Here is a 12313-nt window from a genome sequence, read left to right on the forward strand (position 1 = left end):
GTCCGTACCGCCGATTCGGGCGGGCCGTTCCTCTGCCCAATCCGTGCCCCACCGATTATGATCATGACAACTTTCAGGGGGAGGGCCCGGGGTTGGCGTCCATACGGTTCGGTCTGCTCGGGACACTCCGGGTGACCTGCGAAGACCGGGAGATCCGGCTCGGCGGTGCCCGTCAGCGTGCGGTGCTCGCCCTGCTCCTGCTGCGGCACGGCCGAACGGTCTCGGTGGACGAGCTCGCCGAAACCGTCTGGGACGGTTCGCCGCCGCCCACCGCCCGGACCCAGATCTCCATCTGCGTCGCCCAGCTGCGCAAGCTGTTCCGGGAGGCGGGCGTCGAGGGCGAGGTCATCGTCACCTCCCACCCCGGGTACCGGCTCGACACGGAGGGTCACGGACTCGACCTCGTGGACTTCCTCTCGCTGACCGGGCAGGTCTCCGCGTTGGCGGGCTCCGGCCGCCCGGCGGAGGCCGCCGACGCCTACCGGCGGGCCCTCGCCCTGTGGCGGGGCCCCGCCCTTGACGGTCTGCCCGGCTACGCGCTGGAGCAGGAGGCGTGCTGGCTGGAGGAGCAGCGGCTGACCGCGCTGGACGGCCACGCCGAACTGCGGCTCGCCCTGGGCCGGCACCAGGAGCTCACCGCCGAACTGGCAGCCCTGGTCAGGGAACACCCACTGCGGGAGCGCACCCGGCACTCGCTGATGCTCGCCCAATACCGTTCCGGCCGCCGCGCCGACGCCCTGGAGACCTTCCGCACCGGGCACCAGCTGATCGTCGACGAGCTGGGGCTCGAACCCGGCACCGCACTGCGGGAGCTGCACAACGCGGTCCTCCGCGAGGACCCGGCCATCGCGGCCCCGACGACCGTGCCCGAGTCCTTCGCGGCCGTCGCGCCGGCCGTGCCCGCCGCACCCGTAACGGACCAGGAGCCGCAGGACCGGGAGCCGCGGGACCAGCCGCAGGATCAGCCGCACGGCCGGCCGCAGGACCAGCCGGAGACCTCGCCCACGGACTCCCCGGGCGGGGCCCCCGCCGACCGCCGCCCCACCCTGTCCCTCGCCCCGTCCGACCTCCCCCCGAACATCCCCTCCTTCACCGGCCGCTCCGGCGAGACCGAGGTCCTCGACGCCCTGCTGGACGGCCGCCCCGACGGCGCGCCGCCCCGGGTCGCCCTGGTCACCGGGGTGGCCGGGATCGGCAAGACCGCGCTGGCCGTGCACTGGTCGCACCGCGCGGCCGCCTCCTTCCCGGACGGCTGCCTCCACGTGGACCTGGGCTCCGCCCTGGCCACCCCCGGCGAGGTCCTGGGCCGTCTGCTGCGCTCGCTCGGCGCCGACGACCGGCTGCCCGAGGGCGAGGCGTCCCGGATCTCGCTCTACCGCAGGCTGCTGCGCGGCCGCCGGGTCCTCCTCGTCCTGGACGACGCCTCTTCGTTCGCGCAGGTCGCCCCGCTGCTGCCGGCCAACGGCGGCTGCTGCGTGGTCGTCACCAGCCGGGAGAACATGGACGAGCTGGTGCTGCGGCACGGCGCCGTGCGGGTGCCGCTCGGCGTGCTGGACCACGCCGACTCCACCGCCCTGCTCGACCGGATCGTCACCGGCGGCCGCACCGCCGGTTCCCCCGCGCAGACGGCTAGGCTGGCCGAACTCTGCGACGGGCTGCCGCTCGCCCTCTGCATCGCCGCCGCACGGCTGGCCACCCGCCCCCACTGGACCGTGCGCCGCCTCGCCGACCGGCTCGCCGACGAGCACCGGCGCCTGGATGAACTCAGCATCGGCGGAAGCCGGGTCCGGGCCAGCTTCGAACTGAGCCACGGCTGCCTGTCGCCGCGCCTGGCCTCCGTGTACCGGCGGCTCTCCCTGCTGGATGTCCCCGACGTGCCGGCCTGGGCCGTGGCCGCCCTCCTGGACTGCCCCGTGGAGACCGCCGAGCAGTACCTGGACGAACTCACCGACGCCCACCTCCTGGAGGTCTCCGGCCCGGACGCCACCGGCCAGTACCGCTACCGCTTCCAGAGCCTGCTCCGCCTCTACGCGCGCGAACGCGCCCAGGAGGACCCCGACCGCCCGGCCGCAGAGGCGGCCCGGGACCGGGCGCTGCACAGCTGGCTGACCGTCGCCGAGGCCGCCCACCGCCGCGAGTACGGCGGCGACCACTCCGTGGTGCACGGACCGGCCCCCCGCCCGCACGTCGACCGGGACCTCCTGGACGACCTGCTGGCCCGCCCGCTGGACTGGTTCGACTCCGAACGCCACTGCCTGGTGGCGGCCGTCACCCAGTCCGCCCGGCTGGGGCTCGCCGCGCTCGCCTGGGACTTGGCCGCCTCCACCGTCGGCTTCTGCGAGATCCGCAGCAACACCGACGACTGGCGCCGCCTCTGCGAGGAGGGCCTGGCGGCCTCCCGGACAGCCGGGGACCGGCAGGGCGAGGGCGTGATGCTCGGCGAGCTGGGCGCCGCACTGCTGTACCGGGGCGAGTCGGAGGCCTCCGTACGGCTCCTGGAGGAGGCGGACGCCGTACTGCGGGCCGGCGGCGAGGTCTACGGGGCCGCGCTGAACGCCTGCAAGCTGGCCGTGGTGGTCCGCCAGCGGGGCGACGCGGGCGCGGCACGTGCACTCCTGGACGGGGCGCTGCCCGCGCTGCGGGCCGCCGGGGACCTCTCCGCGCAGGCCCACGCGCTCAACAACCTCGCCCAGATCACCCTGGACGCGGGGGACTCGCAGGAGGCCGTACGCCTCGGCCGGGAGGCGGTCGCGCTGGCCCGGGGGCTGGGCGCGACCCGGGGCGCGGCCCAGGCCTTCCACCGACTGGGGCGGGCCCTGCTCGCGGCCGGGCGGCTGCCGGAGGCGGAGGAGGCCCTGACCGAGGCCGCCGGGATCGTCCGCGCCAAGCACGACCGGCTCGGCATGGCCTACGTCCTGCTGGGTCTGGCCGAGGCCCGCCTGCGGGCCGGTCGCGCCGAACGGGCCGACGAGGACCTCGCCGCCGCCTTCGCCCTGGCCGAGGAGACCGGCAGCACCGTCCTGCTGGGCCGTCTGCACCTGCTCCGGGTCGAAATCGAGGAGGCGCGGGCACCGGGCGCGGAGCTCCCGCAGGAGGCCTGACCCGGCCGCCGCTCAGTCCCAGGGCTCGGTCTGCACGACGACCGTCGTCCCACCGGCCGCGGCCGTCACCGCCGTGCCGCCGGCCACCGCCGTCCCGGCCGCCAGTACGACACCCGCGATGACCGCCGCGACCGTCACAACCGCCTTGACCAGACGCCCGTTCCCCATGTCCCCACTCCCTCTCACCCCTCGCCCACCGGACTCCGGCCCCTTGCCGGTCCGTTCCCCGGGCGACTCACTCTGACATCAACAGACGGTAGGGGAGTGGGACTTCGTATCCTTATCGGACCGCTATCGCTTCTCCTTCCCTGCCCTCCCACCTGCGGAAAGGCCGCGGCCCCCAGCAGCGGAAGCCGGGGGCCGGGCGTTCGGGAGCGGTTCCCGGTGATTCGGGGGGCGGGACCGGTCAGAACTTCAGGGTCCAGTGGTCGAGCGTCCCGGAGGAGCCGGCCGAGATGTCCTCGACCCGGAGCTTCCACACCCCGCTCGCCGGGGAGGCGGAGGCGTCCACCGTGTAGACCTGCTGGATCACGCCGTTGCCCTCCCCCTCCACGGATTCCTTGACCAGGTACGCCTTGCCGTCCGGGGCGACCAGGTGGACGTCCAGGTCACCGCGCCAGGTGTGGGTGGCGTGCAGGTACACCTGGAGCTTCGTCGGCGCGTTGCCCGCGATGCCGGTGACGGTCACCGGGACCTCGATGGTGCCCGGGTCGGGGACCGAGTGCGGGGTCTGCACCTCGTACGCGGGGAACGTCATCGACCAGGCGTTGAGGGTGCCGACGGAGCCGGTGTACGGGTCGGAGACCTTCAGCGTCCACGTGCCGTCAGCGGGCGAGGCGGAGGCGTCCACCCGGTAGGTCTCGCGGAGCACCCCGCCGTTCTCGGTGGCGGCGGTGGAGTCCGAACGCAGCGGGTAGGTCCGGCCGTCGGGGGAGAGCAGATCGATCCGGACGTCGCCGCGCCACTCGTGGGTGATGTCCACGGCGACCTGGAGGGCGGCCGGGGCCTGGCCGCCGATGCCGGCCACCGCGAGGCCGGAGGTGACCGAACCGCCGTCCGGGACGCTCAGGTTGCCGGTCATGGCGAAGGGGGTGGGGAAGTTCAGCGACCAGCCGAGGAGGGTGCCCTTGGAGCCGGCCGACGTGTCCTGGACCTGAAGCTTCCAGGTGCCGGAGGCGGGGGAGGCGGAGGCGTCGACGGTGAAGCCGCCGAGCGCGCCGGCCCCCTCGGTGCCGGAGGTGGACTTCAGGCGGTACAGCTTCCCGTCGGGGGCCACCAGGTCGATCTTGAGGTCGCCGCGCCAGGGGTGGGTGCCCTCCAGCTCGACCCGGAGCGCCTTGGGCGCGTTGCCGGGCACCCCGGTGACGGTCAGCGGGGCTTCCAGGGTGCCCGGGTCCGGGATGGGCCGGTCGGTGTCGTCGAAGACCTGGGAGGGTCGCGGCCGGGCGGCCGGCTGCGGCTCGGGGGCGGCCGTGCCGACGACGGCCTTGCCGAGGTCGAGCCGGGGGGTGACGGCGCCGGTGTACGTGATCGGCGTACCGGTGGTGCCCAGCATCGCCACCAGGTTCGCGAGGCTCTGCGCAGGGTACTTCTGTCGCAGCACCGCCAGGGACCCCGCCACGTGCGGGGCCGCCATCGAGGTGCCGCTCTTCGCCGCGTAGCCGCCGCCCGGGACCGAGGACACCACGGCCGCGCCGGGTGCCATCACGTCCAGCAGCGGGCCGCGGTTGCTGAACGAGGCCACCTGGTCGTCGTTGGTCGTCGCGCCGACCGTCACCGCCGACGGGACGCAGCCGGGGGCGTTGACCGCGTCGCCGTACCCGTTGTTGCCGGCCGCGACCACCGTCGCCACGCCCACCGAGTACAGGCTGTCGATCACGGACTTGCGGGGGTCGGTGTCGCAGCCCGTGGTCCAACGGCCGGCGCCCAGCGACATGTTGGCCGCGATGATGTCCGTGCCGGACTGCTTCAGCGCGTACACCTTCTCCAGCGCCTTGACCTGCGAGCTGGTGAAGCTCAGCACGCAGGGGCTGTTGCCGGCGCCGCAGTAGTCGTCGGAGTCGAAGCGGGAGAACACCTGCATCGCCACGATGTTCGCGCCCGGGGCCGCCCCGCGCTTGGGGGCGCCGCTCAGACCGGTCCCGTTGCCGGCGGCTATGCCCGCCACGTGGGTGCCGTGGGAGCAGGCCGCACCCAGTTCCGCGCAGCTGCCGGTGTCGGCGTCGGCACTGCCGGTGCCCTCCTGGGAGGCCTCGCCGTTCGGGCAGAGGCTGGTCGCGCCGTAACTCTCGTCGTTCACCGAGAAGCAGGCCTCGGCCGTCACCCGGCCGCTCAGGAAGGGGTGGTTCTTCGCGACACCGGTGTCGATCACCGCGATCGCGGTGCCCGCCCCGGTGGCGCCGGCGGCGAATGCCTTGTCCGCGCCGATCCGGACCGTCGAGCCGTCCAGCATCGCGGGGACCGGGACGTCCTCCGTCACGCTCACCACGGCCGGGTTGGAGCGGAGTTGGGTGAGCCCCGCCTGGCCCACCGTGAGGGTGACCATCGGCAGCCGGTCGTACGCCACCTCCGTCTCGCCCGCCGCGGCGGCCGTGGCCACGCCGGAGCGGGTCTGGGTCACCACGTTCACCCGGACCGTGCCGCCGCCCGCGGTCCCGGTCTCCAGCGCCGGATCCACCGGGACCTCGCCGGCCGCCGCCGCCGGGGCCGTCCCGACCAGGGGCACCAGGCCCGCGGGCACTGCACCGAGCAGCAGGCCCGAGGCCATCGCGACGGCCACAACAGATCTCTTCACGACAGGCTCCAGGGAGTAGGCACCGAGCGGGCGGTGCCGCGGCGGCAAAGAAGGAGAGGAGGGGGGCAACTCGCATGTGAAGCCCGCGAGTTCAGGGCTGGAAGTTCAGGGGAGCGGGGCCGTGTGCTCAGGCCCCGGGGGCGGGGGACGGGGCGGCAGCGTCGCTCGCTGCACTGCCCGGTCCCCCTGCGGTGGCGCTGCCCGTCAGGTGGCGTTGGCACCGTTCTTCGGGCGGCCCTTGTAGAAGACCGCGGTGTAGTACGTGTACGCGGTGGACCGGCAGGCGCTCTTCCAGAAGTACGCCGGGCAGGTGTTGCTGTACAGGATGTTGTAGAACGCGACGTCGGTGGCTATGCCCTTGTTGGTGTCCAGGTAGTAGCGGTAGCCCTTGTACGCGTTGCCGATGGTTCCGTAGCCGTAGTCGTGCGAGTCGCAAGCAGCACGGAAGTCCCAGCCGCCGGGCTTGTCGGGGCTGTTGCTGCAGTGGTCCCCCGAGATGCCCCTGATCTTGGCGCCGGTCGGGGTGGTGCGCCAGCTCGGGTTGTGCCAGCCGTAGTGGGCGACCTTGGTCGAGCAGCCGCTGTACTGGTACCACATCCACGACTCGGGCCGGGAGCAGTAGCTCGGGTAGGCCTGGGCGGAGGTGATCTCGCCGCCGGTGAAGTCCTCGGCGGCCGGGGCGACGCCGTCCGGCGTCGCCTCGCTGGGGGCGCCCTGGACGGCGCTGCCGGCCTCCGGGCGGATCCCGGTGGTCTCCACCGACTGCGGGGCGGCCACGTCACCGGAGTAGGTCAGCTGCCAGGACGCGCCGTCCTCGGCGGAGGCGGCGACCACCCGGTCCGAGGCGTCGTAGCTGTAGGTGTTGAGCTGGCTGCCGGCCGCCGGGTCGTCGACCTTGCGGAGCAGGCCGGAGCCGTCGTACGAGTAGCGGGCCAGCGTCTGCACGGTCTGGCCGACGGTGACGGTGATGTCCTTGACCTGGCCCGCGACATCGCCGAGGGTCTGTCCGGATGCGGTGGTGGCCGCCGCGTAGTTGACCTTGACGGTCTGCGCGGGGACGTCGGCACGCGCCGGGTCCTTGACGGTGGAGACGCGGCCGGTGCTGTCGTAGGTGACCGTCGTCTGCTTGAAGGCGGCGCTGCCGACCGCCGTCACCCGCCAGTTGTCGCCGCTGCCGCCGACCTGCTTCCAGGTGTAGGACGGCTTCAGGGAGGCAGCCGGGATCGGGTTCCCGGAGGAGTCCAGCGGCACGTCGTCACCGGAGGCGGCCTGGGTGAGGTTGACGTTGAGCGTCTCGGTGACCGTGGTCTTCAGCACGCCGGCGAGGTCGTCCCACTGCACGCTCTCCACCAGGGTGGAACCGTCGGACGCCTTGTAAGTGTTGATGCTGCCGCCGTTGGCGCCGGCCACCGAGTCGGTCAGGTCGTAGCGGACCGACTCGGCGGTGTCCAGGTCGGTGGTGGTGATCGAACCGGAGCCGGGGACCAGCTTGCGGTTCAGCTGGCCGCCGACGAACTCGGCCTCCCAGCTCGGACCGAACACCCCGAGGTCGGCGCGGGCGGCCGGGGCGTCCTGGGCCTGGGCGACGCCCGCCGCGCTCCCGTCCACCGTGTGGGTCCGGCTCATCAGGCCGTACGACACGTCGTTCTCGGATATCTGGAAGGTGTCGTCGACCGACTGGTACGTACCCGGGCCGATCAGCCGGGTCTCCCCGGCCTCCAGCGCCGGGGAGGGGACGTCCTCGGCGATGGCGGACTGCGGGAGCAGCAGGGCCAGTGACAGTGCCGTCACTGCGGGAAGCGCGATTCTGCGCACGTTCGGTTCCTTCGGGTCACCGGCGGCATGCGGTCCAGGCCCTCGCGGGCGGCCCCTGTTTCGCCTGTTCGAACCGGTCGTTCTCGGCCGGCAACGAGAAACTTAGGAACCGGCCCCTTCGATCCGTTATGCCTCCGCCATCGCCCGCCCCGATACCCCTTCGATGGCGCCCGGTTGCCCGTACGGTGACGCTCCCGTCCCGCCCGCGCGGCGCCCGCTCCCCGGACGCCCTCCCGGTCGACCACGGCCGCAGGCTCCAAGGTCGCTGGTACGAAAGCCAGTTCGTCAGCACGAGCCGGAGCGCTTCGCACGTCCGGGTGGTCCTTGCCCGCGGGGGCCTCTTCTGGCCCTTCGGGCCCGGGCGGGCGGCAAGAGTTGGGTCATGATCATGGATCCCGATGCCAACTCCCCAGCCCCCGAAGCTTCCGGAGCATCCGGCGAGCCCGCGCCGGCGCCCTCCCACCGGCCCTCCCACCGGCCCTCCCGCCGTACCGTCATCGCCGGCGCGGCAGCCGTCGCGGCGGCCGGCGGGCTGACGGTGGCCGTCACCTCCGCCGAGACCTCGCAGGCCGTCCCCGGCGCCGCCGTCGCCGACTGGAGCACCTGCCTGACCGTGGCCCGGGCCATCCTCGTACGGGACGACGAGGACCAGCCGCTCGTACCGCGCTACGCCGACATCCTGCTCAGGAACGGCCTGCCCCGCTCGCGCCGCCCCGGCAAGAAGGTGCTGATCGTCGGCGCCGGGCCGGCCGGCCTCACCGCCGCGCACCTCCTGCGCGAGGCCGGACACAAGGTCACCGTCATCGAGGCCAACGCCAACCGGGTGGGCGGCCGGATCAAGACCTTCCGCACCGGCGGCCACGAGAAAGCCGCCCCGGCCTTCGCCGACCCGAAGCAGTACGCCGAGGCCGGCGCGATGCGCATCCCCGACAGCCACCCGCTGGTCACCGGGCTGATGGACGGTCTCGGCCTCAAGCGCAGGCGCTTCCACCTGGTCGACGTCGACGCGGCCGGCCGTCCCGCCTACCGGACCTGGATCCACGTCAACGGCATCCGCGTCCGCCGGGCCGATTACGCGCGCGCCCCGCAGGCGCTCAATCGTTCCTTCGGAGTACCGCAGGCGTACGAGTCCGTGCCCGCATCCAAGATCGTCCGCGACGCCTTCGCCCCCGTGCGGGGGGAGATCGACGGCAAGAAGGACAAGGACCTCGTCGAGGGCTGGGCGCGCGTCATCCAGCGCTACGGACACATGTCGATGTACCGCTTCCTGACGGAGGAGGCCAAGCTCGACGAGCGGACCATCGACCTGATCGGAACGGTCGAGAACCTCACCTCCCGCCTGCACCTCGCCTTCGTGCACAGCTTCATCGGTGCCTCGCTGATCAGCCCCGACACCGCCTTCTACGAACTGCCCGACGGCACCGCCACCCTGGCCGACGCGATGTACGCGCGGGTCAAGGACCTCGTACGCCTCGATCGCCGGGTGACCCGCATCGTCCACGGCGACGGCAAGGTCACGGTCGAGACCGTCTCCGAGGGCCGCGGCGGCAGCCCCGTGCGGCGCGAGACCTTCACCGCCGACACCGCCGTCATCACCGTCCCCTTCTCGGGGCTGCGCCACATCCCCATCACCCCGGCGCTCTCGTACGGCAAGCGGCGCGCGGTCACCGAGCTGCACTACGACGCCGCCACCAAGGTGCTGCTCGAATTCAGCCGCCGCTGGTGGGAGTTCGACGAGGCCGACTGGAAGCGCGAGCTGGAGGCAGTGCAGCCCGGCCTCTACCGCAAGTACCAGACCGGTCAGAGCCCGGCGAACGGAACCCTGCTGGGCGCCCACCCCTCCGTGCCCGAGGGGCACATCTCCGCGGGCCAGCGCTCCCACTACGCCGCCAGCCGCGTGGTCACCCGCGATCAGCCCGAGGCCGCCCGCGTCGTCGGCGGCGGCTCGGTGACCGACAACCCCAACCGCTTCATGTTCCAGCCCTCCTACCCCGTCGAGGGCAGCGCCGGCGGTGTCATCCTCGCCTCCTACAGCTGGGCGGACGACGCCCTGAAGTGGGACTCCCTGGACGACGAGGAGCGCTACCCGCGCGCCCTCGCCGGAGTTCAGGAGGTGTTCGGGCAGCGCGTCGAGGTGTTCTACACCGGCGTCGGCCGCACCCAGTCCTGGATGCGCGACCCGTACGCCTACGGTGAGGCGTCCGTACTGCTGCCCGGCCAGCACACCGAGCTCTTCCCGCACGTCCGCAAGGCCGAGGGCAACCTGCACTTCGCCGGATGCCACACCTCCATCAAGCCCGCGTGGATCGAGGGAGCCCTGGAATCCGCGGTGCGGACCGCCCTGGAAGTGCACACGGCGTAGCGGCGGCCCCGACGGCGGCGCCGGCGGTCAGCGGTTGGCTGCCGCCCGGCCGGCCGGCAGCCGTCAGCTCTCGGCGAGCACGATCAGCGAGTCCTCCGCGCAGAAGCGGACGCGCAGGCGCTTGTCGGGGTTGATCCGCACCCCGTAGTCGGGGCCCGCCGTGCTCCGCGCCCGCAGCCGGTAGCCCACCGCGCACTCCCCGCGCCGCCGTGCCGCCTCGACGGCGGTGGCGAACGAGACCTCATGACCGGCCCGTACGTAGTCCGTGGCCGGCTTGAGGTGGAACTCGTGCCCCTCCGCGTCGAACAGCTCCTCGAAGACAGCGGCGAGGTACGGGCTCTCGGAGATCTGGGTCATCAGCAGGCTGATCAGCCTGCCGCTCACGATGAAGTCGGCGCCGTCCTGAGCCGGTGCGAGGAGCCGGTTTCCGTCGTCGGACATCTCGGTGGTGAGCGCGATGTCCCGCCGCGCGGTGTCCCCGATGGCCCGCAGGTGCAGCAGGGTGACCAGTGTCCTGTCGTCCGCCCGCGCCTGCGGATCCGTCACCGGAGCCAGGGAGGAGATGGGCGCGGCCGCGGCCCCGTCCACGGCCCCGTCCACGGCCTCGGGCTCCGTCTCACCGATCACGATCACACCGTCGTACGAGGGCACGTCCAGCTTGGCCAGGGTGAGCGGGTCGGTGATGTCACCGTCGTGGAAGGAGACTTCGAGGCGGGACCGCGCGGCCGTGACGCCCCGGGCGCCGCCCGTGGCCGCGTGCACGCCGAGCGCCACGACGTCCAGGGTGGTCCCCGGGCCCACGTACTGGTCGAGCTGCTCGATGACGAGCGGGGCGCGGCGGTTCCAGCCGAGCAGGAGGAGGCGCTCGGCCCGGGCGGTCGCGGGTGCGGCCGTCACGATCGCGTCGTCCTCGACGTGGGCGGCCGCGTCCGCCCGTACGGCCGTGTCGTCGTCCCGGGAGATGACGATGATCCGGTCGGCCGGGCCGATCGTCGCCCCCGGATCCGGATTGAGGGTGACGCTCCCGCCGCCGTGCAGCAGGCCGACCGCCGAGGACGTGTCGAACGACAGCAGCGCCTCGCCGAAGGGACGCCCCACCAGGTCCCCGGGGGCCACCGGGTAGAACTCGTCGCCGTCGAAGTCCAGCAACTCCGAGTAGACCAGCGAGAGACCGGGCTGCCGGGCCGTCGAGACGAGGAGCCGGGCGACGATGTCGTCCACGCACAGGACGTGCCCCGCGGGCCCGGCGGCCAGCCTGGCGGTCAGGTGGTTGCGGGAGTCACGGACGGCGGCGACCACCACCGCCTCCCCCTTCGCCTCTCCCTCCGCCTCCCCGGAGCCGTGGACGGCCGCGTCGAGGGCGAGCAGGGTCTTCACCACGTGGGCGTCCCCGGTGTCCCCGGTGGGAGGCAGCACCAGCACCGCCCTCGCCGTGCGCGGACTCACCCGGCGCAGCTCGGCCGGGTCGGTGGTGCTCCCGCTGCGGCAGATGATCCGCGTCCTGCCGCCTTCGCCGACGCGGGCGGAGATCTCCTCCTCCATCCACACCTTGTCCTGCGGGGAGAGTACGGCGATGGCGGAGCGGCGCTGGTTCGCGTTGGCCGCCACGAGTTCCCCGATCACGGGGAACACTTGGTCCGACCACCCCAGTACGACGGTGTGCCGGGCCTCCAGCACCGTGGAGTGACCCCGGCGCAGCAGCATGATGCGCCGGTTGATGCCCGTGGTGATCAGACTGACCAGGGTCGACACGAAGAGCAGCGCCACGAGCGCGAGCGATACGGAGGCCAGCACGTACAGCGGGGAGCCGACCGCACCCCCGATCTTCAGGGTCTGGCCGACGCTGACCCACACGGCGGTGAGCCGGCCGGAGAGCGTGGCCGGGGCGGCCCGGTCGGACCAGACGAGGACCGCGCTGGCCGGAAGGACGACGGCGAGGCAGGCCAGGGCGAGCCAGCCGATGAGTGCGGTCGTCCCGCCCGAGAGCAGATGGTCGAAGCGGTACCGGAGACGGAGCCGGAGTGACGTCGTGTGCTGCTGCGCCACACAAGCTCCCGTATGAGTCGACGCGCGGATCGGAGCGGCTGCGTACCGCCGGGAGCCACCCTAGGCAGAAGTCCGCTCCCGCCCCCGTGATCCCCACCGACCTCACTCAGAGGTATGAACGCATCTCGGATGACCTCCGTGCGGGCGGAGGCGGGCGGAGGCGGACTTCGGCTCAGGTGAAGCGTGCTGTGTGGC

The 12313-nt window shown here is 73.0% G+C and carries 6 protein-coding genes; 2 read left to right on the forward strand and 4 right to left on the reverse strand.

The window, feature by feature from the left end; genetic code table 11:
* Positions 1 to 92 precede the first annotated feature (92 nt).
* Positions 93 to 3101 (forward strand): AfsR/SARP family transcriptional regulator, encoded by a 3009-nt coding sequence (locus OG247_RS31335; RefSeq protein WP_327255319.1) that lies wholly within the window; start codon positions 93 to 95, stop codon positions 3099 to 3101.
* A 12-nt stretch (positions 3102 to 3113) separates the two neighbouring features.
* Here the strand turns inward: OG247_RS31335 and OG247_RS31340 are convergent, their stop codons facing one another.
* The 3 genes from OG247_RS31340 to OG247_RS31350 all read right to left on the reverse strand — a co-directional run bounded on the left by OG247_RS31340 (position 3114) and on the right by OG247_RS31350 (position 7710).
* The gene (locus OG247_RS31340; RefSeq protein WP_327255320.1) at positions 3114 to 3269 is read right to left on the reverse strand and encodes a hypothetical protein; all 156 of its coding nucleotides are present in this window, start codon (positions 3267 to 3269) and stop codon (positions 3114 to 3116) included.
* A 238-nt stretch (positions 3270 to 3507) separates the two neighbouring features.
* A complete protein-coding gene (locus OG247_RS31345; RefSeq protein ID WP_327255321.1) occupies positions 3508 to 5895 on the reverse strand; it encodes a proprotein convertase P-domain-containing protein in 2388 nt (795 codons plus the stop codon).
* A gap of 204 nt (positions 5896 to 6099) precedes the next feature.
* Positions 6100 to 7710 (reverse strand): phospholipase A2, encoded by a 1611-nt coding sequence (locus OG247_RS31350; RefSeq protein ID WP_327255322.1) that lies wholly within the window; start codon positions 7708 to 7710, stop codon positions 6100 to 6102.
* Between the two features lie 388 nt (positions 7711 to 8098).
* On the opposite strand from OG247_RS31350, the gene OG247_RS31355 reads away from it, so the two are divergent.
* Complete coding sequence (locus OG247_RS31355; protein ID WP_442813671.1) at positions 8099 to 10072, forward strand: FAD-dependent oxidoreductase; 1974 nt, start codon at positions 8099 to 8101, stop codon at positions 10070 to 10072.
* A 63-nt stretch (positions 10073 to 10135) separates the two neighbouring features.
* Here OG247_RS31355 and OG247_RS31360 read toward each other — a convergent pair whose 3' ends face one another.
* A complete protein-coding gene (locus OG247_RS31360) occupies positions 10136 to 12118 on the reverse strand; it encodes a CASTOR/POLLUX-related putative ion channel (RefSeq protein WP_327255324.1) in 1983 nt (660 codons plus the stop codon).
* Positions 12119 to 12313 lie beyond the last annotated feature (195 nt).

This window comes from Streptomyces sp. NBC_01244 (assembly GCF_035987325.1).
Classification (GTDB): Bacteria; Actinomycetota; Actinomycetes; order Streptomycetales; family Streptomycetaceae; genus Streptomyces.